This window comes from Streptomyces sp. STR69 (assembly GCF_024519455.1).
Classification (GTDB): domain Bacteria; phylum Actinomycetota; class Actinomycetes; order Streptomycetales; family Streptomycetaceae; genus Streptomyces.
In genome coordinates, this window is sequence record NZ_JALJRY010000021.1 from 26,850 (window position 1) to 52,062 (window position 25,213).

At 69.8% G+C, this 25,213-nt stretch carries 22 protein-coding genes; 13 read left to right on the plus strand and 9 right to left on the minus strand.

The window, feature by feature from the left end; all coding sequences use genetic code 11:
• The first annotated feature begins 62 nt into the window (after window positions 1–62).
• Window positions 63–2,576 (plus strand): ATP-binding protein, encoded by a 2,514-nt coding sequence (locus tag OC490_RS33215; RefSeq protein ID WP_262061730.1) that lies wholly within the window; start codon window positions 63–65, stop codon window positions 2,574–2,576.
• Here the strand turns inward: OC490_RS33215 and OC490_RS33220 are convergent.
• Complete coding sequence (locus OC490_RS33220; protein WP_262061731.1) at window positions 2,554–3,054, minus strand: hypothetical protein; 501 nt, start codon at window positions 3,052–3,054, stop codon at window positions 2,554–2,556. The two genes, OC490_RS33215 and OC490_RS33220, sit on opposite strands and share 23 nt — an antisense overlap.
• Before the next feature lie 270 nt (window positions 3,055–3,324).
• Here OC490_RS33220 and OC490_RS33225 point away from each other — a divergent pair, with 270 nt between their 5' ends.
• From OC490_RS33225 to OC490_RS33260, 8 genes are all read left to right on the plus strand, one after another.
• On the plus strand, window positions 3,325–5,166 hold the full coding sequence (locus tag OC490_RS33225) for an APC family permease (RefSeq protein ID WP_262061732.1): 1,842 nt from the start codon (window positions 3,325–3,327) through the stop codon (window positions 5,164–5,166).
• Between the two features lie 271 nt (window positions 5,167–5,437).
• Window positions 5,438–5,527 (plus strand): K(+)-transporting ATPase subunit F, encoded by a 90-nt coding sequence (gene kdpF / locus OC490_RS33230; protein WP_016434100.1) that lies wholly within the window; start codon window positions 5,438–5,440, stop codon window positions 5,525–5,527.
• Between the two features lie 7 nt (window positions 5,528–5,534).
• Window positions 5,535–7,199 (plus strand): potassium-transporting ATPase subunit KdpA, encoded by a 1,665-nt coding sequence (gene kdpA / locus OC490_RS33235; protein WP_262061733.1) that lies wholly within the window; start codon window positions 5,535–5,537, stop codon window positions 7,197–7,199.
• Between the two features lie 29 nt (window positions 7,200–7,228).
• Window positions 7,229–9,325, plus strand: coding sequence for a potassium-transporting ATPase subunit KdpB (gene kdpB / locus OC490_RS33240; protein ID WP_410099210.1), 2,097 nt, complete (start codon window positions 7,229–7,231; stop codon window positions 9,323–9,325).
• 6 nt (window positions 9,326–9,331) lie between these two features.
• Window positions 9,332–10,000 (plus strand): potassium-transporting ATPase subunit C, encoded by a 669-nt coding sequence (locus OC490_RS33245; RefSeq protein WP_262061735.1) that lies wholly within the window; start codon window positions 9,332–9,334, stop codon window positions 9,998–10,000.
• A gap of 100 nt (window positions 10,001–10,100) precedes the next feature.
• Window positions 10,101–10,784, plus strand: coding sequence for a response regulator (locus OC490_RS33250; RefSeq protein ID WP_019059380.1), 684 nt, complete (start codon window positions 10,101–10,103; stop codon window positions 10,782–10,784).
• Window position 10,785: 1 nt separating this feature from the next.
• A complete protein-coding gene (locus OC490_RS33255) occupies window positions 10,786–13,326 on the plus strand; it encodes a sensor histidine kinase (RefSeq protein ID WP_262061736.1) in 2,541 nt (846 codons plus the stop codon).
• A 57-nt stretch (window positions 13,327–13,383) separates the two neighbouring features.
• A complete protein-coding gene (locus tag OC490_RS33260) occupies window positions 13,384–14,868 on the plus strand; it encodes a glycoside hydrolase family 43 protein (protein ID WP_262061737.1) in 1,485 nt (494 codons plus the stop codon).
• Window positions 14,869–14,936: 68 nt separating this feature from the next.
• Here the strand turns inward: OC490_RS33260 and OC490_RS33265 are convergent, their stop codons facing one another.
• Both OC490_RS33265 and OC490_RS33270 read right to left on the minus strand, forming a co-directional pair.
• Entirely contained in the window at window positions 14,937–15,128 is a 192-nt protein-coding gene (locus OC490_RS33265) for a DUF5999 family protein (RefSeq protein WP_043667998.1), read from the minus strand.
• 284 nt (window positions 15,129–15,412) lie between these two features.
• Window positions 15,413–15,997 (minus strand): hypothetical protein, encoded by a 585-nt coding sequence (locus OC490_RS33270; RefSeq protein WP_262061738.1) that lies wholly within the window; start codon window positions 15,995–15,997, stop codon window positions 15,413–15,415.
• A gap of 522 nt (window positions 15,998–16,519) precedes the next feature.
• Here OC490_RS33270 and OC490_RS33275 point away from each other — a divergent pair.
• The gene (locus tag OC490_RS33275; protein ID WP_262061739.1) at window positions 16,520–18,037 is read left to right on the plus strand and encodes a glutamate-cysteine ligase family protein; all 1,518 of its coding nucleotides are present in this window, start codon (window positions 16,520–16,522) and stop codon (window positions 18,035–18,037) included.
• Window positions 18,038–18,049: 12 nt separating this feature from the next.
• On the opposite strand, the gene OC490_RS33280 is transcribed toward OC490_RS33275, so the two are convergent.
• Window positions 18,050–19,837, minus strand: coding sequence for a substrate-binding and VWA domain-containing protein (locus OC490_RS33280; RefSeq protein WP_262061740.1), 1,788 nt, complete (start codon window positions 19,835–19,837; stop codon window positions 18,050–18,052).
• A 139-nt stretch (window positions 19,838–19,976) separates the two neighbouring features.
• Here OC490_RS33280 and OC490_RS33285 point away from each other — a divergent pair, with 139 nt between their 5' ends.
• Window positions 19,977–20,777 carry a CPBP family intramembrane glutamic endopeptidase gene (locus tag OC490_RS33285; RefSeq protein ID WP_262061741.1) on the plus strand — a complete coding sequence of 267 codons (801 nt, stop codon included), beginning with the start codon at window positions 19,977–19,979 and terminating at the stop codon, window positions 20,775–20,777.
• 28 nt (window positions 20,778–20,805) lie between these two features.
• Here OC490_RS33285 and OC490_RS33290 read toward each other — a convergent pair whose 3' ends face one another.
• Window positions 20,806–21,618, minus strand: coding sequence for a PhzF family phenazine biosynthesis protein (locus OC490_RS33290; protein ID WP_262061742.1), 813 nt, complete (start codon window positions 21,616–21,618; stop codon window positions 20,806–20,808).
• A 97-nt stretch (window positions 21,619–21,715) separates the two neighbouring features.
• On the minus strand, window positions 21,716–21,853 hold the full coding sequence (locus tag OC490_RS33295) for a hypothetical protein (RefSeq protein ID WP_262061743.1): 138 nt from the start codon (window positions 21,851–21,853) through the stop codon (window positions 21,716–21,718).
• A 25-nt stretch (window positions 21,854–21,878) separates the two neighbouring features.
• On the opposite strand from OC490_RS33295, the gene OC490_RS33300 reads away from it, so the two are divergent.
• Complete coding sequence (locus OC490_RS33300; RefSeq protein ID WP_410099207.1) at window positions 21,879–22,394, plus strand: hypothetical protein; 516 nt, start codon at window positions 21,879–21,881, stop codon at window positions 22,392–22,394.
• A gap of 141 nt (window positions 22,395–22,535) precedes the next feature.
• Here the strand turns inward: OC490_RS33300 and OC490_RS33305 are convergent, their stop codons facing one another.
• On the minus strand, window positions 22,536–23,426 hold the full coding sequence (locus tag OC490_RS33305; RefSeq protein ID WP_262061745.1) for an aminoglycoside phosphotransferase family protein: 891 nt from the start codon (window positions 23,424–23,426) through the stop codon (window positions 22,536–22,538).
• 126 nt (window positions 23,427–23,552) lie between these two features.
• Here OC490_RS33305 and OC490_RS33310 point away from each other — a divergent pair, with 126 nt between their 5' ends.
• A complete protein-coding gene (locus tag OC490_RS33310) occupies window positions 23,553–24,188 on the plus strand; it encodes a PadR family transcriptional regulator (protein ID WP_026178907.1) in 636 nt (211 codons plus the stop codon).
• 105 nt (window positions 24,189–24,293) lie between these two features.
• Here the strand turns inward: OC490_RS33310 and OC490_RS33315 are convergent, their stop codons facing one another.
• Both OC490_RS33315 and OC490_RS33320 read right to left on the minus strand, forming a co-directional pair.
• Complete coding sequence (locus OC490_RS33315; RefSeq protein ID WP_262061746.1) at window positions 24,294–24,722, minus strand: SRPBCC family protein; 429 nt, start codon at window positions 24,720–24,722, stop codon at window positions 24,294–24,296.
• A gap of 145 nt (window positions 24,723–24,867) precedes the next feature.
• Window positions 24,868–25,035, minus strand: coding sequence for a hypothetical protein (locus OC490_RS33320; protein ID WP_262061747.1), 168 nt, complete (start codon window positions 25,033–25,035; stop codon window positions 24,868–24,870).
• Between the last annotated feature and the right edge of the window lie 178 nt (window positions 25,036–25,213).

Here is a 25,213-nt window from a genome sequence, read left to right on the forward strand (position 1 = left end):
CGGCGCCAGGGACGCATCAAGAAGCCTGCCCTGAGGCCTGCGGAGCGCTTCTCTGGGAGGCGATGAACGACGTACTACGACGCGGACGACTGAAGGTCTACCTCGGGGCGGCCCCGGGCGTCGGCAAGACCTACCGCATGCTCGACGAGGCGCGGCGCCGGGCCGCCCGGGGCGCCGATGTGGTGGTGGGCTTCGCCGAGTGCCACGGGCGCCCGCTCACCGAGGCGATGCTCGACGGCCTGGAGGTCGTGCCGCGGGCCCAATGCGCCTACCGGGGCGGGTACTTCGAGGAGATGGACCTCGGCGCGGTCCTCGTCCGCCGCCCGGAGGTGGCCGTCGTCGACGAGTTCGCCCACAGCAACGTCCCCGGCGGCGGACGCAACGCCAAGCGCTGGCAGGACATCGACGAACTGCTCGCCGCGGGCATCGACGTCGTCACCGCCGTCAACGTGCAGCACCTGGCCTCCCTCAAGGACGTGGTCGAGAAGATCACCGGGGTCCCGCAGCACGAGACGCTGCCCGACGACGTCGTCCGCCGAGCACAGCAGATCGAACTCATCGACATGCCGCCCGAGGGACTGCGGCGGCGCATGGCGCACGGCAACATCTACACGCCGGAGAAGATCGACGCGGCCCTCGCCAACTACTTCCGGCCCGGAAACCTCACCGCACTACGGCAGTTGGCGCTGCTGTGGGTGGCCGACCGGGTCGACGAGGCCCTGCACGCCTACCGCGCCGAGCACGCGATCGGCGGGGGGTGGGAGACCCGGGAACGAGTGGTCGTCGCCCTTACCGGCGGCCCCGAGGGCGACACACTCATCCGGCGGGCCGCCCGCATCGCCGACCGTTCCGCCGGCGGCGACCTCCTCGCCGTGCACGTGGCCCGCAGCGACGGACTCGCCGCCGGGGTGTCGCACGCATCGCTCGCCCGGCAGCGCCGGCTCGTCGAGGATCTCGGCGGCAGCTACCACTCGGTGGTCGGCGACGGAGTAGCCACCGCCCTGGTCGAGTTCGCCCGCACCGAGAACGCCACCCAACTCGTCCTCGGCACCAGCCGCCGGGGCCGGTTGGAGCGGTTCCTGACCGGACCCGGCACGGGCGAGACGGTCACCGAACTCTCTGGTGACATCGATGTTCACCGCGTCACCCACGAGCGCGCCGGGCGCGGCACCCTGCTGCCGTCCCGCCGCCGTACCCTCTCGACGGGACGGCTGATCGCCGGTCCCGTGGCGGGACTTGTGCTGCCGGTGCTGCTCACCGTCTTCCTCGCGCAGGTGCGCGGCACGGTCAACCTCACCAGCGAGGCACTGCTGTTCCTGCTCGCCGTGGTCGGGGTCGCCTGCATAGGCGGTGTCACCTCGGCGGTCATCGCGTCGGTGACGGCCTCGCTGCTGCTCAACTACTGGTTCATACCGCCCATAGGGCAGTTCACGCTGGACGACCCCAACGCCCTCTTGGCGCTGGGGGTGTTCACGGTCGTGGCGGCGACCGTGGCCGCCGTCGTCGACCGTTCGCTACGACTGTCCCGGCGCTCGGCGCGTGCCACCGCCGAGGCCGAGACCATGTCATCCCTCGCGGGCAGCATCGTGCGCGGCGGCCAGACGATCCCGGCACTGCTGGAACGCACCCGCGAGACCTTCGGCACCGACTCGGCGGAACTCGTCGACGAGCCACCGGACCACGAGGTCGGCGGCGGAGTCACCATCGTCCCGGCCGGCCCCGGGGCCTTCCTCGTCCTGCGCGGACGCACCCTCTCCTCCTCGGAACGACGCGTCCTGGCCGCCTTCGCCGCCCATGTCGGCTCCGCCGTCGAACGGGCCCAACTCGCCGAAGCGGCGGCCGAGATAGAGCCGGTGAAGGCGGCCGACCGCCTGCGTACGGCGCTGCTGCGGGCGGTCGGCCACGACCTGCGGACCCCGCTCGCGGCGGGCTGGGCGGCCGTCACCTCGTTGCGCGGCCGGGACGTCGAATTCTCGGACGAGGACCGTGACGAACTCCTCGCCACCGCCGACGAGTCCATGGCCAAGCTGAGCCGACTGCTGGAAAATCTCCTCGACTTGAGCCGCCTTGAGGCGGGAGTCCTCCCACTGAACCTGCGGGCCACGAGCCTGGAGGAAGTGCTGCCGATGGCGCTCGCGGACGTGCCCGACGTGGACCTGCGGGACGTGGAGTCGATCCCGCCGGTGCTCGTCGATCCGCCGCTGCTGGAGCGCGTGATCGCCAACCTGGCGGGCAACGCGGCCCGGCACACCCCACCGGGCCGCCGGGTGCTGGTCACCGCGAGCGCGCTGGGCGGCCGGGTGGAGTTGAGGGTCGTGGACCGGGGGCCCGGGCTTCCGACTACCGGTCGCGAGCGGCTCTTCGAGCCGTTCCAGCGCCTCGGTGACACGGACAACACCACCGGCCTCGGCCTCGGACTCGCCCTCGCGCGCGGCCTCACCGAGGCGATGAACGGGACGCTCACCCCCGAGGACACACCGGGCGGCGGTCTGACCATGGTCGTGTCCCTGCCGCTGGCCGAAGGGGCGAGCCAGCCGGATCCGAGCCTGGTGGTCACTCCAGACCGGACACCCTGAACACGGTCTCCGCGGTCTCGCGTTCGACGCGTTCCGCGACCCGGCGCAGGGCGGTCGCCCCGCAGGTGAGCGAGCCGGAGGCAAGGGACTTGTGCGCGTCCTCGGCCAACCGGTGCCACACATCAGGGTTGTTGACCAGCACATCGGGATCGATCTCGACCCGGGCGCCGAACTCGTCCCGCAGCAACAGCCGTTGAGAGACCCCGTCCAGACAGCGCACCGACACCAGCCGGTCCGTGCGGACGCGCCGCTCGCGCAGCAGCCCGCGCGAGGACAGCCAGCCCTCGCCCGCCCGGACCCGGGCCGGATACAGCACCACGAAGAGCAGCAGGGCCAGGGCGAACCAGAGCGCGGCGCGCCAGAGCGTGAGCCGACCGCCGAAGTGGTCGACGACCAGCAGGAGTCCGAGGAGCGCGCCCGCGCAGCGGAACGTGCCGCGCAGATCCTGCGCCCATCGTCGGTCCTCCACCGGTTCCATGGAGGCGACCGTAGAGATTCCCGGCGTACGGAAGCCGGGCCTTGACGCGACTCTGACGGGTGTCCGGTGGTTCTTGACGCCCTCGCAGCGGCCTTGCAGCGGCCGGGAGCAGTTGGCCTGGTCACACCCTCGTCAAGTTCGCGTCAAAGAACGCGTGTTCGGCGCGAAGAAGCCGCAAGGAGAAGGAGAAACCGGTGGTGGCGGGACAGAACCTTGAGCGCACGCGCGCGTTCCCGTCACCGCGCGTCCGTACGCGAAGGAGCCATCAGCATGAGCGTTCTGACTGTCCAGCCGGGTGAGACGCCGGCCGACGAGGAGCCCCCGGATACCGGCGAGCGCCATCGGCTGACCGCCCTCGCAGGGTTCGCCGCCCTGTCCCTGGACGCCATGGCGTCGGTGGCCTACGGCCCTGAGGCGATCGTCCTCGTACTGGCCGCCGCCGGCGCGCACGGACTCGGCTTCACCCTGCCGGTGACGCTCGCCATCGCCGCCCTGCTGGCCGTCCTCGTCGCCTCCTACCGGCAGGTCATCGCGGCCTTCCCGGACGGCGGCGGCTCCTACGCCGTGGCGAAGACGCACCTCGGCGCGCGGACGAGCCTGGTGGCCGCCGCCTCGCTGGTACTGGACTACGTCCTGAACGTCGCCGTCGCCGTCACGGCCGGAGTCGCCGCCCTGACCTCGGCCTTCCCGCGCCTGTACGACGACCGGCTGTGGCTGTGTCTTGCGGTGCTGGTGCTGGTCACGGCGGTGAACCTGCGCGGGATCGTCGAGTCGGCGCGCGCCTTCGTCGTGCCGACCGTCGTGTTCGTCGGCTCCATCTTCGTGCTCATCGCGGTCGGCCTGTTCCGGTCGGCGCCGGTCAGCACCGCGACCGCCGACGGCCATGCCTCCGCGCTCGCCGACAACGCGACGAGCGTCGGCACCCTGCTCCTGCTGAAAGCCTTTGCCTCCGGTTGCAGCGCCCTCACCGGCGTCGAGGCCATCGCCAACGCGGTGCCCTCCTTCCGCGCGCCCCGCGTCAAGCGGGCCCAGCGCGCGGAGGTCGCCCTAGGCGCGGTGCTCGGCGTGATGCTCATCGGCCTGTCGGTGCTGATCTCCCGCTTCCACCTCCAGCCCGTCCAGGGAGTCACCGTCCTCGCCCAGCTCGCGGACGCCTCACTCGGCCACAACTGGGCTTTCTACGTCATCCAGTTCGCGACGATGATCCTGCTCGCCCTGTCCGCGAACACGTCCTTCGGCGGGCTGCCGGTGCTGCTCAAGCTGCTGGCCCGCGACAACTACCTTCCGCACGTCTTCGCCCTCAAGGCCGACCGCCAGGTGCACCGGCACGGCGTGCTCGCGCTGGCCGCGGTCTCGGCGGCCCTGCTGGTGTTCTCCGGCGGCGACACCAACACCCTCGTGCCGCTCTTCGCGATCGGCGTCTTCGTCGGCTTCACGGTCGCCCAGGTCGGCATGGTCCGGCACTGGCGCGGTGAACGCGGACCCGGCCGGCGCGGGAAAGCCCTGCTGAACGGCTTCGGCGCGGTCCTCACCGGCGTGGCCGCGGTCGTCGTCACCGCGAGCAAGTTCGAGGACGGCGCCTGGCTGATCGTGATCACCCTGCCGCTGCTCGTGCTCGCCTTCGAGGCCGTGCACCGCGCCTACACGCACATCGGCGAACGGCTCGGCCTCGGCCGTATCCCGGAGCCGCCGCACCGCGACCGGTCGGTGGTGATCGTGCCGGTCTCCTCCCTCACCCGGCTCACCTCCGAGGCGCTGACGGCCGCCGCCTCCCTCGGCGACGAGGTGCGCGCGGTCACCGTCTGCTACCCCGACCCCGAGGACCGCGCCCACCTCCACGCCCTGGAGCGCGCCTGGGCCGAGTGGAACCCCGGCGTGCCCCTGGTCCGCCTCACCTGCGAACGCCGCACGCTGGGCCGCCCCATCGCCGCCTACGTACGGGACGTGTCGGCGACGGAACCGGACACCCGGGTCACCGTCCTGATCGCCGAGGTGGAGCCGGTACGGCTGTGGCAGCGGCTGCTCCAGAACCAGCGCGGGGCCGTCGTCGCCCATGCCGTACGGCGGGACACCGACGCCGTGATCTGCCGGCTGCGGTTCCGGCTGTTCTGACGCGGGTCCGGGGGCGCAGCCCCCAGACCCGCGGGCCGGTGCCGGTGGTGCCACGCCCCGCCCCGCCGTAAGAGTCCCGTCAAAGGCGTATGCGTCGCCGTAAGGGACCCGTCAACGGCGGCCGAATCCGGTCACGGGCGCGGTTACCTCTAAGCGTCCGTTCCATTCGAACCTCAATCCAGGAGCTCACGATGGCCGATCTGGCCTTCGTCGTCACCACGATCGCGGTCTTCGCGCTGGTGGCCCTCGTCGCCAAGGGGGTGACGAAGCTGTGACCGCCGAGAACATCGTCGGCCTCGTCGTGGCCGTCGCCCTGCTGGGCTATCTCGTCCTCGCCCTGATCTTCCCGGAGAGGTTCTGAGTAGCGTATGGGTCCCGTCCTTGCCGGTGTGCTCCAGCTGATCGCCCTGATAGCGGCGCTGGCGCTCGCCTACATCCCGCTCGGCAACTACATGGCCGGGGTCTACTCCTCCGACAAGCACCTGCGGGTCGAGAAGTGGATCTACAAGGGCATCGGTGCCGACCCGAACACCGAGATGCGCTGGCCCGCGTATCTGCGCAGCGTGCTCGCCTTCTCGGCGGTCGGTGTTCTCTTCCTCTATCTGCTCCAGCGTCTCCAGGGCATCCTGCCGGGCTCGTTGGGCTTCTCGTCCGTCAACCCGGCGCAGTCGTTCAACACGGCTGTGTCGTTCGTGACGAACACCAACTGGCAGTCGTACTACGGCGAGCAGACCATGGGTCACGTCGTGCAGACCGCCGGTCTGGCCGTGCAGAACTTCGTCTCCGCAGCTGTCGGCATCGCCGTCGCGGTCGCTCTCGTACGAGGCTTCGCGCGCTCGCGCACCGGTGAACTCGGCAACTTCTGGGCCGACTTGGTGCGCGGCACGATCCGCATCCTGGTGCCGCTGTCCGTCGTCGCCGCGATCGTGCTCGTCGCCTGCGGCGCCATCCAGAACTTCTCCGGGATCCACGAGGTCGGCCAGTTCATGGGCGGCCACCAGCAGTGGAACGGCGGCGCGGTCGCCTCGCAGGAAGCCATCAAGGAGGTCGGCACCAACGGCGGCGGCTACTTCAACGCCAACAGTGCCCACCCCTTCGAGAACCCGACGCCCTTCACCAACCTCTTCGAGATCTTCCTGCTGCTGGTCATCCCGTTCGCGCTGACCCGCACCTTCGGCGTGATGGTCGGCTCGATCAAGCAGGGCTACGCGATCCTCGCCACCATGGCCACCATCTGGGTCGGCTTCGTCGCCCTGATGATGTGGACCGAGTTCGCCCACCACGGTGCGGCGCTGCAGGCCGCCGGCGGTGCGATGGAGGGCAAGGAGACCCGGATCGGTGTCGGGGCCTCGTCGATCTTCGCGGTGTCGACCACCCTGACCTCGACGGGCGCGGTGGACTCCTTCCACTCCTCGTTCACCGGTCTCGGCGGCGGAATCACCATCCTGGGCATGCAGTTGGGCGAGATCGCACCCGGTGGTACCGGCTCCGGCCTCTACGGAATGCTGATCATGGCGGTCATCGCGGTGTTCATCGCCGGGCTCATGGTCGGCCGTACGCCCGAGTACCTGGGCAAGAAGATCGGCACCCGCGAGATGAAGCTCGCGGCCTGCTACATCCTGATCACCCCGGCCCTGGTGCTGATCTTCGCCGCCGCCTCGATGGCGCTGCCGACCCCGCCGCACTCGATGCTGAACTCCGGCGCGCACGGATTCTCCGAGGTGCTGTACGCCTTCACCTCCGCCGCCAACAACAACGGATCGGCGTTCGCCGGTCTGAACGCGAACACCGACTGGTTCAACACGATGCTCGGGCTCGCGATGGTGCTCGGCCGCTTCCTGCCGATGGTGTTCGTGCTGGCCCTGGCCGGCTCGCTCGCCGAGCAGAAGCCGGTACCGGTCACCGCGGGCACCCTGCGCACCGAGAAGCCGCTGTTCACCGGACTGTTGGTGGGCGCGATCCTCATCATCACCGGTCTGACCTACTTCCCGGCGCTGGCGCTGGGTCCGCTGGCCGAGGGGCTGGCGTCATGAGCACCCGTATAGAGAACCAAGAGGACTCGATGTCCACAGCCACTCCGACCCGGGCGCCGCACAGCGATGTGCCGACCGGTCACAAGGACGAAGGACGGGTCGGCGCGGGCCTGTTCGACCCGAAGCAGCTGATCAAGTCCCTGCCCGACGCCTGCCGCAAGCTCGACCCGCGGGTGATGGTCAAGTCGCCCGTCATGTTCGTCGTGTGGATCGGCTCGGTGCTCACCACCGTCTTCTCCTTCAAGGACCCGGGCGACTGGTTCGGCTGGGCGATCAGCGCCTGGCTGTGGCTGACCGTCATCTTCGCCAACCTGGCGGAGGCCGTCGCCGAGGGCCGCGGCAAGGCGCAGGCCGACACCCTGCGCAAGGCCAAGACCGACACGGTGGCCAGGCGGCTCAACGGCACCGTCGAGGAGCAGGTCCCCGGCACCGAACTCCGCATCGGCGACCTCGTGGTCTGCGAGGCGGGCGACATCATCCCCGGCGACGGTGACGTCGTCGAGGGTGTCGCGTCCGTCGACGAGTCGGCCATCACCGGCGAGTCCGCGCCCGTCATCCGCGAGTCCGGCGGCGACCGTTCGGCCGTCACCGGCGGTACGAAGGTCCTCTCCGACCGCATCGTCATCAAGATCACGACGAAGCCCGGTGAGACCTTCATCGACCGGATGATCGCCCTGGTCGAGGGCGCCGCCCGGCAGAAGACGCCCAACGAGATCGCCCTGAACATCCTGTTGGCGTCCCTCACCATCGTCTTCCTGCTCGCCTGCGCCACGCTGCCGCCGTTCGCGGACTACGCGGGCACCCACCTCACGATGATCGTGCTGGTGGCCCTGCTGGTCTGTCTGATCCCGACCACGATCGGCGCACTGCTCTCCGCGATCGGCATCGCGGGCATGGACCGCCTCGTCCAGCGCAACGTACTGGCCATGTCCGGCAGGGCGGTTGAGGCCGCCGGTGACGTCTCGACGCTGCTGCTCGACAAGACCGGCACGATCACCCTCGGCAACCGCCAGGCCTCCGAGTTCGTGCCGGTGACCGGCACCACCGAGGCCGAACTCGCCGACGCCGCCCAGCTCTCCTCGCTGGCCGACGAGACGCCCGAAGGCCGCTCCATCGTCGTCCTGGCGAAGGAGAAGTACGGCCTGCGCGAGCGCCACCAGGGCGAGCTGGCCCACGCCGAGTGGATCGCGTTCACCGCCCAGACCCGCATGTCGGGTGTGGACGTCGACGGACGCAAGATCCGCAAGGGCGCGGCCGGTTCGGTCGTCACCTGGGTCCGGGAGCGGGGCGGCGAGGTGTCCGAGGACGCCGGCGCGCTCACCGACCGGATCTCCGCGGCGGGCGGTACCCCGCTGCTCGTAGCGGTCGAAGACGCGGACGGCGCACGGGTGTTGGGCGTCATCCACCTCAAGGACGTCGTCAAGGCGGGCATGCGCGAGCGGTTCGACGAGCTGCGCCGCATGGGCATCAAGACCGTCATGATCACGGGCGACAACCCGCTGACCGCCAAGGCGATCGCGGACGAGGCCGGCGTCGACGACTTCCTCGCGGAGGCAACTCCCGAGGACAAGATGGCGCTGATCAAGCGGGAGCAGGCCGGCGGCAAGCTGGTCGCGATGACCGGTGACGGTACGAACGACGCACCCGCGCTGGCCCAGGCGGACGTCGGCGTGGCGATGAACACCGGCACGTCGGCCGCGAAGGAGGCCGGCAACATGGTCGACCTCGACTCGAACCCGACCAAGCTCATCGAGATCGTCGAGATCGGCAAGCAACTCCTCATCACCCGGGGCGCGTTGACGACGTTCTCCATCGCCAACGACGTCGCGAAGTACTTCGCGATCATCCCGGCGCTGTTCGCGGCCGTCTACCCGGGCCTGGACAAGCTCAACGTGATGGGCCTGTCCTCGCCGGACTCCGCCATCCTGTCGGCGGTCATCTTCAACGCGCTGGTCATCATCGCGCTCGTGCCGCTCTCCCTGCGGGGTGTGCAGTATCGGCCGGTCAGCGCCGACAAGATGCTGCGCCGCAACCTGACGATCTACGGCATCGGCGGCCTGATCGCGCCCTTCATCGGCATCAAGATCATCGACCTCCTCATCTCCCTCATCCCCGGAATCGGCTGACCAGTTATGAACAACTCGGTATCCAACACAGCCCGGTTGCTCTGGGCGGGCCTGCGAGCCCTGCTCGTGCTGACCCTGGTGACCGGTGTCATCTACCCGCTGGTCGTCACCGGCATCGCCCAGGCGATCTTCCCCGGCAAGGCGAACGGCTCGGAGATCAAGGCGGACGGCAAGGTCGTCGGCTCGTCCCTCATCGGGCAGTCGTACAACCTGCCGCTGAAGAAGGGGCAGGAGACCCCGGACCCGGATCTGAAGTGGTTCCAGGGCCGCCCGCAGAACGGCCTCGGCACCAACAGCGTCAACACGCAGTACTCGTTGATCCTGTCCGGCGCCACCAACCTCGCCGCCGACAGCAAGGTGCTCGTCCAGCAGGTGAAGGACGCCAAGGCCGCCGTCATCAAGGACAACTCGGTGCCCGGCTACACGGTCAAGGCGTCCGAGGTGCCCGCCGACGCGGTGACGTCCTCCGGCTCCGGCCTGGACCCGGACATCTCCCCGGCGTACGCGGACCTCCAGGTCCACCGCATCGCCGAGAAGAACGGACTGTCCGTCGCCCAGGTGCAGAAGCTGGTCGACGACCACACCGACGGCCGCACCCTCGGCTTCATCGGTGAGCCCACGGTGAACGTGCTGGAGCTCAACATCGCGCTCAAGTCCCTTGTGACGAAGAGCTGATGGCGTTACGCGACCGGCAGGGGAGTCGGCGGCCCGGGGGAGATCCCGGCGCCGCCGACTCCCGCCGCCATGCCAGGGACCACAGGAAAGGCACACCCCCATGACACGGGTGCTGGTGGTGGAGGACGACCCGCAGCTCGTACGGGCCCTCGTGATCAACATGCAGGCCCGCCAGTACGGTGTGGACGCGGCCCCCGACGGCGCCACCGCGCTCCGGCTCGCGGCCATGCGGCAGCCGGACGTCGTGATGCTCGACCTCGGACTGCCCGACATGGACGGCGTCGACGTCATCAAGGCACTCCGCGGCTGGACCCGTGTCCCCATCCTGGTGCTGTCCGCCCGGCAGGCCTCCGACGAGAAGGTCGCCGCCCTCGACGCGGGCGCCGACGACTACATCACCAAGCCGTTCAGCATGGACGAACTCCTGGCCCGGCTGCGGGCCGCCGTCCGCCGCGTCGAGGATGTGCCGCTCGCCCCGACCACCACCCTGGTCACCACCGACGACTTCACCATCGACCTGCTCGCCAAGCGCGCCACCCGAGGCGGCCACGACATCCGCCTCACCCCCACCGAGTGGCATCTGCTGGAGATCCTGATCACCAACCCGGGCCGCCTCGTCACGCAGAAGTACCTGCTGCAGGAGGTGTGGGGGGTGTCCCAGAGCAACAAGACCAACTACCTGCGGGTCTACATGGCCCAGTTGCGAAGGAAGTTGGAGGGGGACCCGTCGAGCCCCCGCTATCTGATCACCGAGCCCGGCATGGGCTACCGCTTCGAAGGATGACATGGGACGCGGCAAGCTCCGGATCTACCTCGGCGCGGCACCGGGCGTCGGCAAGACGTACGCGATGCTGTCCGAGGCGCACCGCCGTATCGAGCGGGGCACCGACTGCGTGGTCGCGTTCGTCGAGCACCACAACCGGCCGCGCACCGAGGTGATGCTGCATGGCCTGGAGGAGATCCCGCGCAGGGAACTGGCGTACCGGGACACGACGTTCAGCGAGATGGACGTCGACGCGGTCCTCGCCCGGCACCCCGAGGTGGCCCTCGTCGACGAGCTGCCGCACACCAACATCCCCGGGTCCCGCAACACCAAGCGCTGGCAGGACATCGAGGAACTCCTCGCCGCCGGCATCGACGTCATCTCGACCGTCAACATCCAGCACCTGGAGTCCCTGGGCGACATCGTCGAGTCCATCACCGGCGTACGGCAACAGGAGACCGTCCCGGACGAAGTCGTCCGCCGCGCCGACCAGATCGAGCTGGTCGACATGTCGCCGCCCGCGCTGCGCCGCCGGATGGCACACGGCAACATCTACAAACCGGACAAGGTCGACGCGGCCCTCTCCAACTACTTCCGTCCCGGAAACCTCACCGCGCTACGGGAGTTGGCGCTGCTCTGGCTCGCCGACCGGGTCGACGCCTACCTCCAGGAGTACCGCAGCGAACACCGCGTCTCGGCGATCTGGGGGTCCCGTGAACGGATCGTCGTAGGGCTGACCGGCGGTCCGGAGGGACGCACGCTCATCCGCAGGGCCGCACGGCTCGCCGAAAAGGGCGCGGGCGGTGAGGTGTTGGCGGTCTACATCTCCCGCAGCGACGGCCTGACCTCCGCCTCCCCGAAGGAACTGGCCCAACAGCGCACTCTCGTCGAGGACTTGGGCGGCACCTTCCACCAAGTCGTCGGCGAGAACATCCCGGTGGCGCTGCTGGACTTCGCGCGCGGGGTGAACGCCACCCAGATCGTCCTCGGTGTCTCCCGCCGCAAGGGCTGGCAGTACGTCTTCGGGCCAGGCGTCGGCTCGACGGTCGCCCGGGACTCGGGACCCGACCTCGACGTCCACCTGATCACCCACGACGAGGCGGGCAAGGGACGCGGACTGCCCGTGAACCGGGGCGCGCGGCTCGGCCGGGCCAGGATCGTCTGGGGCTGGCTGGCCGGTATCGGCGGACCGCTGCTGCTGACCTGGCTGTTGAGCAGTGTCACGCCCGAAGTGGGCCTGGCCAACGACATGTTGCTGTATCTCTCGCTGACCGTGGCGGCTGCCCTGCTCGGCGGACTCTTCCCCGCGCTGGCCTCGGCGGCGGTCGGATCACTGCTGCTGAACTGGTACTTCACCCCGCCCGTGCACACCTTCACCATCGCCGACCCCAAGAACATCGTCGCCATCGCGATCTTCGTGGCCGTGGCGGTGTCCGTCGCGTCGGTGGTCGACCTGGCGGCCCGGCGCACCCATCAGGCGGCCCGGCTGCGCGCCGAGTCGGAGATCCTCTCCTTCCTCGCGGGCAATGTGCTGCGCGGCGAGACCAGCCTGGAAGCGCTTCTGGAGCGGGTCCGGGAGACCTTCGGCATGGAGTCGGCCGCTCTGCTGGAGCGGGCGAGCGACGTCGAACCCTGGACCTGCGCGGGCAGCGTCGGCCCGCGCCCCTGCCAGAACCCCGAGGACGCGGACGTCGACGTACCGGTCGGCGACCACATGGCCCTCGCCCTCTCCGGCCGGGTGCTCCCGGCCGAGGACCGCCGCGTCCTGGCCGCCTTCGCCGCGCAGGCCGCCGTCGTACTGGACCGCCGCCGGCTGCGCGAAGAGGCCGACCAGGCCCGCGCGTTGGCGGAGGGCAACCGCATCCGCACGGCTCTCCTGGCCGCCGTGAGCCACGACCTGCGCACCCCCCTCGCGGGCATCAAGGCGGCCGTCACCTCGCTCCGTTCCGAGGACGTCGCCTGGTCGGACGAGGACCGGGCGGAGCTGCTGGCCGGCATCGAGGACGGCGCCGACCGCCTGGACAACCTCGTCGGGAACCTCCTCGACATGTCCCGTCTGCAGACCGGCACGGTCACCCCGATGATCCGCGAGGTGGACCTCGACGAGGTCGTCCCGATGGCGCTGGGCGGAGTCCCCGAGGACACCGTCGAACTGGACATCCCGGAGACGCTGCCCATGGTGGCCGTCGACCCCGGGCTCCTTGAGCGGGCCGTGGCCAACCTCGTCGAGAACGCTGTGAAGTACAGCCCGGAGGCAACTCCCGTACTGGTCAAGGCGAGTGCCATCGCCGACCGCGTCGAGATCCGCGTGGTCGACCGCGGCCCCGGAGTCCCCGACGAGGCGAAGAACCGCATCTTCGAACCCTTCCAGCGCTACGGCGACGCCCCGCGCGGCGCAGGAGTCGGCCTCGGTCTCGCCGTCGCCCGCGGCTTCACCGAGGCGCTCGGCGGCACGCTCAGCGCGGAGGACACACCCGGTGGCGGCCTCACGATGGTGCTCAGTCTCCAACTCGCCCCCGCTCTTGCCCCAGTTGAAGGACCCACCTACAGTCCCGCTCCGTAAGGTTCGTAGATCGGCCCGAAACTTTCGAGAACGGGCCGGACGGAGGGACGGGGACACATGCGGACGTACGACAACCCGGTCATCGGCGGGTTCCATCCCGACCCGAGTGTGTGCAGGGTCGGCGAGGACTACTACCTTGCGTGTTCCAGCTTCGAGTACTTCCCGGGCGTCCCGCTCTTCCACAGCCGGGACCTGGTGCACTGGCGCCAGATCGGCAACGCCCTTGACCGGCCGAGCCAGTTGGACCTGCCGGACGACACCCCCGCCTCGGCCGGCATCTACGCCCCGACCCTCCGCCACCACGACGGCCGCTTCCACCTGATCACCACCGATGTGCGCGGCAGGGGGAACTTCCTCGTCACCGCAGACCGCCCCGAGGGTCCCTGGTCGGACCCGGTGCTCGTCGACCTGCCGGGTATCGACCCCGACCTGGCCTGGGACGAGGACGGGAACTGCTGGTGTGCCGTGGCCGGGGTGAAAGTGGCCCGCATCGACCCGGCGACCGGCAAGGTCCTGGAGGGCCCGTTCCCGGTCTGGTCCGGCACCGGACTCCAGCACCCGGAGGCCCCGCACCTGTACCGCGTCGGCGACTGGTGGTACCTGTTGCTGGCCGAGGGCGGCACCGCACACGGCCACAGCGTCTCCATCGCCCGCGCCCGCTCCCCGCGCGGCCCCTACGAGCCGGCCCCCGCCAACCCGATCCTCTCCCACCGCAGCACCGACCTCCCCATCCAGAGCACCGGCCACGCCGACCTGGTCACCACCCCCGACGGCACCTGGTGGATGGTGCTGCTCGGAACCCGGCCCCGGGGGTGGTTCCCCGGCTTCCACGTGCTGGGCCGCGAGACGTTCCTGACCCCGGTGGAGTGGGTGGACGGCTGGCCCCGGGTCGGCCCGGTGCGGGAACAGCACCCGGCTCCGACGGCCTGGCATCCCTTCCAACTCCCGCCGGTACGCGACGACTTCGACGCCCCGACCCTCGCCTTCTCCTGGATCTCCCCGCGCAACAGGCCGGACGACAGCTGGTCGCTGACCCGACGGCCCGGCTGGCTGACTCTCGCCGCGCAGGCCGGCCCCGCCTTCCTCGGACGCCGGCAGCAACACCCCGACTGCCGGGCGGCGGTCCGCGTCGACCCCGGTTCCGGGTGCGCCGGACTCTCCGTCCGCATGGACGAGTCCCATCACTACGACATCGAGATCGCCGGGGGAGTGGTGAGCGTGCTCGCGCGGATCGGCCCGGTACGGCAGCGGGTCGCGGAGCAACCGGTACCGCCCGGCCCGGTCACCCTCGCCGTCGACATCGGCACGGCCGACACCGGCACGCGCGGGCCGGACACTCTCACCTTTTCCGTGGAGGGCCCCGAAGGTGCCGTAGAACTGGCCGAGTTGGACGGCCGCTATCTCTCCACCCAGGTCGCCGGGGGCTTCACCGGGCGCGTGATCGGCATGTATGTCAGCGAGGGCGCGGCGGCCTTCGACTGGTTCGAGTATTTCGCACTCGGGGAGGCACTCGGACAGCGGTCGACTACGGGGAGTGATTGACCCCGGATATGCGTCGGGGCCGGTGCGCACCTCGTGTGTGCGGCCGGCCCCTCATGTCCCTGAATTGCTCAAGCGGCAGTCATCACCTGGCGGTGCGGGGCGATGATCTGGCCGTCGGGCAGGAGCTCACCGGTGTCCTCGAACAGGAGAACGCCGTTGCACAGCAGGCTCCAGCCCTGTTCCGGGTGGTGCGCCGTGAGACGGGCGGATTCCCGGTCGGCAGATTCGGCTGTGGGACACGGTGGCTGGTGCTTGCACATTGGTGGGATCTCTCGCTCTGTTGTGGTCATGTCCGTCCCCCGTGGTGTTGAGTCGGTCCGAACCCAGTGTTGCCCCACGGGCGTCAATCCGCAGGGATTTAGCGGCACCGCTTCTCACAGGTTGATGACGCATCACCCGCGCGGACGGTTCAGCCCAATTCCCGGCTCGTACGAGCTTTTTCCTGCTCGTACGAGCGATACGAACATAAAGAGGATCGGAAACGCGATCGTACCCCGCTACCGGGAATTCGGCGGCGGGGTACGGGGGTGACAGCGGAGAGAAGTCAGGCGGGTGAACTGAGTAGTGGCGCCGGAGTCACCCGATGAGTCAGCACCGGCAGCAACTCGGCGACCCGGTGCGGACGGTGGGCCGCGATGCCGGGGGGTGCCGGGGCCAGTGGGACCAGCAGATCGGTCGCGGCGGGGTGGCCGTCGGCGCCGTCCGCGGTGAGATCGCCGTGCAGCCACAGTGTGAGCATGTAGAGGCCGGGCACGGACAGCAGGCGCGGCTGGTAGGCGCCCTTCATGTTCTCCGCCTGGCGCAGCGCCCGCTCGGTGGCGGCGATGTAGGGGCCCTCGAAGAAGTGCGAGAACGCCCAGCCGTCGGGGGTCAGCATCGTCTCGGCGGCGGCGACCGCGCGGTCACCGCAGCGGATCAGGAAACGCCACCCGGCCAGCGAGGTGACGGCGGTCCCCTCCGGCGCGACGCGGTCCAGTACATGGACGGGCAACGGGAGTTCGGGTGTGGCGGGTCCCTGGGCGGCGCGCAGGGATGGCGTTCGGGCCTCGCGGACGGCGGTGGGGGAACCGAGTGCCGTGAGAACGGAGCGCAGGGCGGGCGCGGGAGCCGGGGGGACATGCAGCGGCATGGTGGGTCGCCTCTCATTCGACAGGCACGGTGGCGCGAGGGCGGGACGGGGGCGGACGGCGCTGTCAGCTCTCGGGGTCAGAGAGGCGGGGGCCGGGGGTGCTGTGAACATGCGTACGGCCTGCCGCACGTCACCTCGACGGCAGGACCATGACCGTGGGCACCAACCTTCTGCCTTGTTCGCGGAGTTTATACGACACGTGTTCTGACGGTGTTTCGTCTAACCGTTTCCCGTATGAACAACAAGGGACCATTCGGCCAGCGATTCGCGGGAATCATCCCGGTTCCGAACCGGGTAAACGGCGATGACCTCGGGATATGTCACCCATGCGGTCGGCCAATTCTCGTCGGCGTTTTTCACGAGGCCCGCATTGTGCGCGGAACCGCGCATCGCCCCATGCCTCGTGAATGTGCCGCGGGTCACTTCGGACCAGAGTAGCGGGCGCCGGGCCGTCGCGGGACGTTATCGATCGCCAGGTCTGGGCATCATCCTTCCTGACCCGGGACGAGGAGGTGGTGCATCGTGGGGGAGAAGGTCGTGGCGGGGCCGTTCGAGCTCGCGGACCGCCAGCGCTACCGCGCCAAGCTGCGGCGGTGCCTGGCGGGACTGGAGCGGCTGCTGGCGGAGAAGCGGTTCGACCGCCCCAGGAACCTCATGGGGCTGGAGATCGAACTCAACCTCGCCGGCGCCGACGGCATGCCGAAAATGCTGAATGCACAGGTCCTCGAACGCATCGCAAGCCGAGATTTCCAAACAGAACTCGCCATGTTCAATCTGGAAGTCAACATTGCCCCACATCGATTGGAGGGCCGGGTATTCGACCGGCTCGCCGAGGAGATCCGCACGTCCCTGGCATATGCCCACCGGAAAGCGGGCGAGGTCGACGCCGGAATAGTGATGATCGGCATTCTGCCCACGCTCGACCGGGACGACCTGGTCTCCTCGAACCTCTCCGCGGTCGACCGCTACACCCTGCTCAACGAGCAGATCGTGGCCGCCCGGGGCGAGGATTTCGTCCTCGACATCAACGGCGTCGAGCACCTCACCTGCACCTCCGGCTCCATCGCACCCGAAGCCGCCTGCACCTCCGTGCAGTTGCACCTCCAGGTCACCCCGGACCGCTTCGCCGACGTGTGGAACGCGGCCCAGACCGTCGCCGCCGTCCAGGTCGCCGTGGGTGCCAACTCGCCCTTCCTGTTCGGTCGTGAGCTGTGGCCCGAGTCCCGCCCGCCGCTCTTCCAACAGGCCACCGACACCCGCCCGCCCGAGCTCCAGGCCCAGGGCGTCCGCCCCCGCACCTGGTTCGGCGAGCGCTGGGTCACCTCGGCGTACGACCTCTTCGAGGAGAACCTCCGCTACTTCCCGCCCCTGCTCCCGATCCACGACGACGAGGACCCCCTCGACGTGCTCGACGCGGACGGCATCCCCACCCTCGCCGAACTCGTCCTGCACAACGGCACGGTGTACCGCTGGAACCGCCCGGTCTACGGCATCGCCGACGGCGTCCCGCACCTCCGCGTCGAGAACCGCGTCCTGCCGGCCGGACCCACCGTCACCGACGTCATCGCCAACACCGCGTTCTACTACGGCGTCGTCCGCGCCCTCGCCGAGGAGTCGCGGCCGGTGTGGACCCGGCTGCCCTTCGAGGCCGCCGCCGCCAACTTCGACACCGCGTGCCGCCACGGCATCGACGCCCGGCTCGTCTGGCCCCGGCGCGGACGGCTCGGCGGCACCACCGAGATCGACGCGGTGGCCCTCGTACGCGACGAACTGCTGCCGCTCGCCGAGGCCGGTCTTGACGCGTGGGGGGTCGAACCGGCCGACCGGGACCTGTACTTGGGAGTGATCGACGAACGCTGCCGCCGCCGGGCCAACGGCGCGACCTGGCAGTCCGCCACCTTCCACCAGGCCCTCGAACAAGGCCTCACCAGAGAAGCCGCACTGGCCGCCACCACCCGCCGCTACAGCGAGTTGATGCACCTCGGCGAGCCGGTCCACACCTGGCCGGTGGGCCTGCCGGAACCGGCACCGCTGGGGTGAACCGCCGTTGTTTCAGCCCGTGTCGGCGGAGGCGCCCGCCGCGCCCGCCGCCACGATGGCCTGGAGGATCACCGACTGGATCTGCGCCGGGTTGCTCACCTCGTGGCCCGAGCCGCCGGTCGCCTCGGCGATCTGCCGGGCCTCCTCTTTGTCGGCCTCGGGACCCACCGCGATCATGATCAGCGGCACCGGCCGCTCAGGGCTGGCGAGTTGGCGCAACTCCTTGAGAAGCGTGGTCCGCGAGATGCTGCCCGGGTCCTGGTTGACCCCGTCGGTCAGAATCACCAGAGCGTTGAACTTCCCGTCCGCATAGGAGGATGTGGCCGCCTTGTACGCGGCGAGCGTGGTGTCGTAGAGCCCTGTCGCCCCGTTCGGTACCGGCTTCAGGCTCCCGAACGCCGCCGACAGCCGGTCCCGTTGGGTGCCGCCGCCCACGCGGTCGCCGAGCCGCTCGGTGGGCACCAGGACGCGGTAGTCCTTGTTGCCGTCGAGCTTCGTGGAGAACTCCCACAGGCCGATCTCGTCCTCGGGAGTGAACGTGGCCAGCGCCTGCAGCAGCGACGCCTTGGTGACGTCCATCCGCGACTGCCCGGTCCCCGGCACCGACTCCGACATCGACGACGACGCGTCCACGACCGTGGTGATCCGCGCGCTCTGCACCGTGATCGTCCACGTCCCCAGCGCCTCCTGGAGCGCCGCGTCGGAGGCCGGCTCGGCGGGCGCCACGGCGTACGGCTGCGGACTGCTCCCGCCGGCCTTGGCGATCACCGACTTCGGCGCGTCCTCGTCGTCCGTGCGGAAGCCGTACTTCTCCATCAGTTTCCGCTGCGCGGGTTGGCTCAGATACGTCATGAACCGGATCGCGGCCCGGCTCTCGTCCGTCGTCAGCCGCTCCCGGTCCACCAGGTTGTACGGGTAGTCCAGCCGAGGGGAACCGTCCTTCGGATAGAACAGGTCGAGACTCCCGCCGCCGTCGGCCGACGCGTTGTACGCGAACGCCGACTGCTCGCTCAGCACCAGCGCCTGGTTGCGCTTCGGATTGCCCTGCTCGGTGCCCGAGGAGTCGCGCGGCAGGGTGTCCAGCACCTGGCTGTCGGTGTCCGAGATCCGTTGCGACAACGTCTTCATCATCGCCGCCGCCTGCGTGTCACCGCCCTTGACCTTGGCGGCGGCCGTACTCAGGGCCGTCAGCGCGAGCAGTCCGGTCGCGCTGCGCGCGGGATCGGCCGCGCCCAGCCGCAGCGAGTCGTCCTGGAGGGTGGCACCGGCCAGGTCCAGCCAGGTGTACGTCTTCTGCGGCCACCCCAGCGACTTCGCGGCGGCCGGCACCATCGCCACGCCGACAGGGGTGGAGGCGACGTTGCCCGCGGGTGTCGCCTCCGTCGCGTCCGAGTCGGCGCCCGACGTCACCTGGTTCACCCACAACTCCGAGTCGGGCACCCACACTTGTACGTCCGGGTGCTTGCCCGACTTGAGTGTGTCCGCGAACTTGTACGACTCCTGGGCGGTCACCGAGATGTTCAGGCACTGCCCGTCGGAGGTGATGTTCTCGTCGCGGGCCTGTCCGGCCGCCGCGCGCAGGGCGGGGGCCATGTCGGGGGAGGCGGCCAGTTTCAGTCGTACCGCGTCCTTGCGGCAGGAGGAGCCGAAGGAGAGCAGTCCGCTCTGCGCCGCGACCGCGGTACCGCCGGCGACGGTCAGTACGAGCACCGTGGCGAGGGCCACCTTGCGGCGCCGTACCCGCGGACGGGGGTCGCTGCCGCCCGCCCGGTGCGGATCGGGCAAGCTGTGACGTCCCATGACGGTGGTGCCCCTCCCTGTTGAACCTCGTGCCTCCGTCTCCCCCAACGGCCTGTCGCGCACGATCTTCGTAAGTTCTTTCGAGACCCTAGCGGGACGAAGATGGGCATGAGGCGGGATTTCCGAACTGAAGGCAGGTGTGCAGGTGGAGGCAGGGCAGGTGGCCGAAACTTTTCCGCTGGAGCGGCCCACACGGCGGATTCTCCGGTCCGAGGCACTGCTCGTTCTGGGGCTTTCGCTCGGTGCGAGTGGAGTGTCCGCCCTGATCAGCTTTGTCGGATCGGTCACGAAACCGGGCGGTCTCAAGGACCAGGCGGCCACCCTCAACGCCTCGGCCGCGCCCGGCCGTCCATGGCTGGATCTCGCCTGGCAGCTGTTCGGAATCGCGTCGGCCCTCGTCCCCGTCGCCCTCGTCGCGCACTTCCTCCTCAGGGAGGGCGAGAGCCTGCGCACGATTGGCTTCGACCGCACCCGGCCCTGGCCCGACCTGGGCCGAGGGGCGGCCATCGCGGCCGTGATCGGCAGCACCGGCATCGCGTTCTACCTGGCCGCACGGGGTCTCGGCTTCAACCTCACGGTGGTGCCCGAGGCGCTGCCCGACGTCTGGTGGAAGTACCCGGTCCTGATCCTCTCCGCGATGCAGAACGCGCTCCTCGAAGAAGTGATCGTGGTGGGCTATCTGCTGCGCCGCCTCGGCCAGTTGGGCTGGACGCCGGGCACCGCCCTGGTGGCCAGTTCCGTACTGCGCGGTAGCTACCACCTCTACCAGGGCATCGGCGGCTTCGTCGGCAACATGGTGATGGGCGTGGTCTTCGTCTACCTGTACCGCCGTTGGGGCCGCGTGGGCCCCCTGGTAGTGGCGCATTCCCTGCTCGACATCGGAGCGTTCGTCGGCTACGCGCTGCTGGCGGGCAAGGTGGGCTGGCTGCCGACGGCGTAATTCCCCTGAGGGGCGGGCTGGTTGCGGCTCAGGCGAGCAGTTCGCCGTCGACGACCGTGACTGCGCGCCCGGTCAACAGGGTCCGCCCGCCCCGCAGTTCGGTACGGACGAGCCCGGACCGGGGCGAGGCCTGGAGCCCGGTGAGGGTGGTGCGCCCGAGCCGCTCGGACCAGTACGGAGCCAGCGCCGTGTGCGCGCTTCCGGTCACCGGGTCCTCGTCGATACCGACGTTCGGGAAGAAGCAGCGGGAGACGAAGTCGTAGCCCCGCGTGGGGTCTTCGGCGCGGGCGGTGGCGATGATGCCGCGCTCGGAGTAGGCGGCGAGCGCCTTGTGGTCGGGTGCCAGTCCTACGACGGTCTTCTCGTCGGCGAGTTCGACGATCAGGTCGCCGATGTTCGGTCCGGTGTCGACGGCGGTCAGCGCCTCGGCACCCAGGGCCTCGGCGACACCGTCCGGGATCTCGACGGCGGTGAGCGGAGCGGTCGGGAAGTCGAGGGTGATCGACCCGTCCGGTGCCGGCGTGGCGATGAGCACACCACTGCGGGTGGCGAACCGCGCGGGGCCTTCGTGGGCGCCGGTGGTGTGCAGCACATGGGCCGTGGCGAGGGTCGCGTGTCCGCACATCGCGACCTCGGTGGCCGGCGTGAACCACCGCAACGCCCAGTCGGCGGCCCCGCCCTCGGGCAGCCGGTGCGCGAACGCGGTCTCGGCGTGATTGACCTCCATCGCGACCTTCTGCAGCCAGTCGTCGCCCTCCGGGAAGGCATCGAGAAGCACCACCCCGGCCGGGTTGCCGGCGAAGGGACGGTCGGTGAACGCGTCGACGATTCGAATCCGCATACTCCGACGCTAGAGGCTCCCTGGCCTGCCGGACCAAGGCCAATTCGGGGGGAGTGGACCGATTCCGTGGCGGGCTCCTGGATCAGCCGGGCGGTGATCACGAGGACGGCCGCCGGTTCGGCCATCCTCGGGGACAGGCCGAGGCGGCCGGCATCGCACGTGACAGCGGGGCCGACTCGGCCGGATTCTTGACGAGTTGGACGTGGTCGGCGGCGAGGTGGGAGGGGTCGGTCATGCGGGCGACTTCAGGGGAGAGGACCGTGACCGAATGGGCGGAACGCCCGCTGTTCTTCCTGGACGTCGACGGAACGCTCCTGCCCCTCGGCGGGGCGCGGATTCCGTCCAGCCCCCAAGGGTGGGAGGACTGGCAGGGCACGTCGAATCCTCAGCTGGCGAAGATCGACACAGGCCATGTTCCGCGTCTGCTGGCGTTGCCCTGCGAGTTGACATGGGCCACCGCGTGGATGGCGGACGCCAACGAGGTGCTGTCCCCGCTCCTCGGGCTGCCGAGGCTTCCGGTGGCCGAACTGCCGGAGGCGCCGCAGGAGTACGAGTCAGGCGTACTCAACTGGAAGACCCGAGCCCTCGTCCGGGCCGCGGCGGGACGCCCCTTCATCTGGGTCGACGACGAGATCACCGACCTCGACCGCACCTGGGTGTCGGCCCACCACCGAGGACACGCCCTGCTCCACCGCGTGGATTCGACGACCGGCCTCACCGGTGCGGACCTCGCGGTGGTCGAGGACTGGTTGCTGGAACGCGCGTCCTCTCGGTGAGGCGATCGTCCGGCGACTTTCTCGATCTGCTTCGGAAGATCACGGGCCGTCCAGGGGAAGGCGCGGTGGTTGTAGGGCTGCGGTGACGTTCGGCGCAGGACCCGGCGGCCGATGGTGTCCGGCTGGGCGGTCGGGGCGGCCTCACTCCATCGACCCGAGAATGCGGTCGAGTGTCCGGCGTCCCATGCTGCTCATCGTCGGGTTGGTCTCGACGTAGTACCAGACGAGACCCATGGCCTGTTCGAACGCCCACGCCCTGCCGCGTTCCCATTCCAGATCGTCGCAGGCCAGTGCCCGCCGGAGTACTTCCCGCGGGCCCGGCTGCAACAGGTGCCAGGCGCTGACCAGATCCAGGGCGGGGTCGGCCGGGCCGAAGCCGCCGGTGTCGAGTACGCCGCTGAGCCGGTCTCCGGCGACCAGGACGTTGCCGGGGATCAGGTCACCGTGGCTCATCACGTCGGCGGCCGTGCGGGGCAGCTCCCGGAAGTGGCTCCACAGCCGGCGCAGCCGGGGTACGTCGAGCAGCCCCTCGCTCTCCTGGAAGCACGTCGCCATCCAGTCGTCGTGGTCAGCGATGACGCCGCCGCGATTGTCGCCGTCGAAACGCCGCCCCCGTGTCTCGGCGTTCCGCAGGGCCGCGATGAAGGACGCGAGGTCCTCGGCGAAGGCGTCCGACCCACTGGGGTCGGCGTCGATGGCGACCGTTCCCGGCAGCCAGGTCTGGACCGACCACGGCAGGGGGTAACCCGCTCCGGGCTTTCCCAGGGCGACGGGTTCCGGGGTGGGGAACCGGGACACCTGTGCCAGCTCCGCGCTCGCCCGCGCTTCCTGTTCGAGGACCGCCAGCACCTCGGCGGCGTCGGCCAGACGCAGGGGGAAACGCGCTGAGAGGTCGTTCCCGATGCGGAAGATGGCGTGGACCGTCCCGGTCGATGCCAGGGGGCGGATCGTCTTGCCGCTCCACTGGGGGAACTGTTCCTGGATCAGGGTCGCGACGATTTCGCTGGTCACGTCCACTTGGTCGGCATGCATGGTCGTCCAGTTATCCATGTGCCCGGGTCCGGAGCAACCGAGATTTCTCGGGGGCTTGTCATCCGAACAGTTCCGATATATCGTTGACGCATCGCGACAGATCAACGATGGAATGGAGTGATTGCGATGCGTACCCACGGATACGAGCGTGGACATGGACAGGAAGGCCACCCCCGGCGCGGCCGGGGCGGCCCCGACGGACGGCGTGCGGCGTTCGGACCCTTCGGTCCGGGTGGCCCGGGCGGTCCCGGCGGCCCCGGCTTCGGACCGGGCTTCGGTCCCGGCCCCTGGGGCGGACGAGGACGCGGCGGCCCGCGAGGCAGGGCACGGCGCGGCGACGTACGCGCGTCGATCCTCGCCCTGCTCAAGGACCGGCCGATGCACGGCTACGAGATGATCCAGGAGATCGCCGAGCGCAGCGGCGGCGCGTGGAAGCCGAGCCCCGGCTCGGTCTACCCCACCCTGCAGCTGCTGGAGGACGAGGGCCTGATCGCCAGCGCGACGGAGGGCGGCAAGAAGCTCTTCTCGCTCACCGACGCCGGCCGCACCGCGGCCGAGGAAGGTCCGGACGCGCCCTGGGAAGAGGCTTCCCGCGGTGTCGACTGGGAGGCCCTCAGTGAGATCCGCCAGGCCGGCTTCGGTCTGATGGAGGCCTTCGGTCAGGTCTGGAAGACCGGCAGCAAGGAGCAGCGCGAGAAGGCGCTGACCGTCATCAACGACGCCCGCAAGAAGCTGTACCTGATCCTGGCCGACGAGGACTGATGTCCTCGGGGTCGGAAAGGGCAGCAGGTCAAGGCGCCCCACGGGAGTTCCGTGGGGCGCCTTCCCTGTGCGCGTTCCCGTTCCTGCGGTGCCCCGGCGCCGTCCTCAGGCCACCAGCCCGCCCAGCTTGCGCAGCGATTCGTTCAGGGCGGCCGTCCCCGAGTCCTTCAGCTTGCCCGCCATCAACGTCACCGCCGCACCCGTGAACTCGCCGTCGATACGGACCGTCGTGGCGTCGCCGTCCGGTGTGAGCGTGTAGCGCGTGGCGACGTTCACGGCCATCGGGCCCTTGCCGCGGATGGCCAGCACCCGGTCCGGTTCCGCCTCCTCGACGGTCCACTCGACCTCCGCCGGGAAGCCCATCAGCTTCATGTTCTCCTGGAAGGTCGCGCCCACTTCGAGGGTCTCGGGGCCGCCCTTGGGGAAGTTGGTGTGGGTCGTGTTCCACTCGCCGTACGCGGACCAGTCCGTGAGCTGGGTCCACACCTTCTCGGCCGGGGCCTCGATGCGTGCCTCCGCGCTGATTTCGGCCATACGACCACCTCTTCCTGTCGGGCAACGGTGCTGTCGGGCTACGGTGTCGCGGAACGTAGCCGCAGGGCGCGCAACATTCAATACTGATGAACCGTCAGGAAGTGTCCGCGGTACCCGAGTTCGGAGCGGCACGCCCTCGTCGCCCTCAGCCCACGCGCCGTATCACCGCAGCGTCGAACAGGTCCCACGCGCGCGGGTGAGTGCTCTCGTCGTGGCAGTGCCACGCGTCCCAGAACAGGTCGGCGGGCAGCGCGTCCTCCGGGGCGTACACCCGGTACACGTACTGCCTGCCGTCGACCGCCGGCAACGCCACCAGCCAGCACCTGCTCTCCATGTTCGCGAAAGACGTACGCCGGGTGCAGGGCGGTTGCGCACGGGGCGCGCGGCAAGGCGGCGCGCGCCTCTCGGGGTTGAAGCGCGAGATCTCATCCGTAAGGAGGAGATCTCGTCGCCCGGAGTCCACTCTGTGTGGGATGCCGAAATGCTCCCCT

Bases quoted from the DNA above. Each gene is read 5' to 3' on its own strand.
- kdpA (WP_262061733.1), top strand. From the start codon at position 5,535: ATGGGTCCCGTCCTTGCCGGTGTGCTCCAGCTGATCGCCCTGATAGCG.
- OC490_RS33270 (WP_262061738.1), bottom strand. From the start codon at position 15,997: ATGCCGCTGCATGTCCCCCCGGCTCCCGCGCCCGCCCTGCGCTCCGTT.
- OC490_RS33295 (WP_262061743.1), bottom strand. From the start codon at position 21,853: ATGACCGACCCCTCCCACCTCGCCGCCGACCACGTCCAACTCGTCAAG.
- OC490_RS33280 (WP_262061740.1), bottom strand. From the start codon at position 19,837: ATGGGACGTCACAGCTTGCCCGATCCGCACCGGGCGGGCGGCAGCGAC.
- kdpB (WP_410099210.1), top strand. From the start codon at position 7,229: ATGTCCACAGCCACTCCGACCCGGGCGCCGCACAGCGATGTGCCGACC.
- OC490_RS33225 (WP_262061732.1), top strand. From the start codon at position 3,325: ATGAGCGTTCTGACTGTCCAGCCGGGTGAGACGCCGGCCGACGAGGAG.
- OC490_RS33220 (WP_262061731.1), bottom strand. From the start codon at position 3,054: ATGGAACCGGTGGAGGACCGACGATGGGCGCAGGATCTGCGCGGCACG.
- OC490_RS33250 (WP_019059380.1), top strand. From the start codon at position 10,101: ATGACACGGGTGCTGGTGGTGGAGGACGACCCGCAGCTCGTACGGGCC.
- OC490_RS33315 (WP_262061746.1), bottom strand. From the start codon at position 24,722: ATGGCCGAAATCAGCGCGGAGGCACGCATCGAGGCCCCGGCCGAGAAG.
- OC490_RS33290 (WP_262061742.1), bottom strand. From the start codon at position 21,618: ATGCGGATTCGAATCGTCGACGCGTTCACCGACCGTCCCTTCGCCGGC.
- OC490_RS33255 (WP_262061736.1), top strand. From the start codon at position 10,786: ATGGGACGCGGCAAGCTCCGGATCTACCTCGGCGCGGCACCGGGCGTC.
- OC490_RS33245 (WP_262061735.1), top strand. From the start codon at position 9,332: ATGAACAACTCGGTATCCAACACAGCCCGGTTGCTCTGGGCGGGCCTG.
- OC490_RS33305 (WP_262061745.1), bottom strand. From the start codon at position 23,426: ATGCATGCCGACCAAGTGGACGTGACCAGCGAAATCGTCGCGACCCTG.
- OC490_RS33260 (WP_262061737.1), top strand. From the start codon at position 13,384: ATGCGGACGTACGACAACCCGGTCATCGGCGGGTTCCATCCCGACCCG.
- OC490_RS33265 (WP_043667998.1), bottom strand. From the start codon at position 15,128: ATGTGCAAGCACCAGCCACCGTGTCCCACAGCCGAATCTGCCGACCGG.
- OC490_RS33215 (WP_262061730.1), top strand. From the start codon at position 63: ATGAACGACGTACTACGACGCGGACGACTGAAGGTCTACCTCGGGGCG.
- OC490_RS33310 (WP_026178907.1), top strand. From the start codon at position 23,553: ATGCGTACCCACGGATACGAGCGTGGACATGGACAGGAAGGCCACCCC.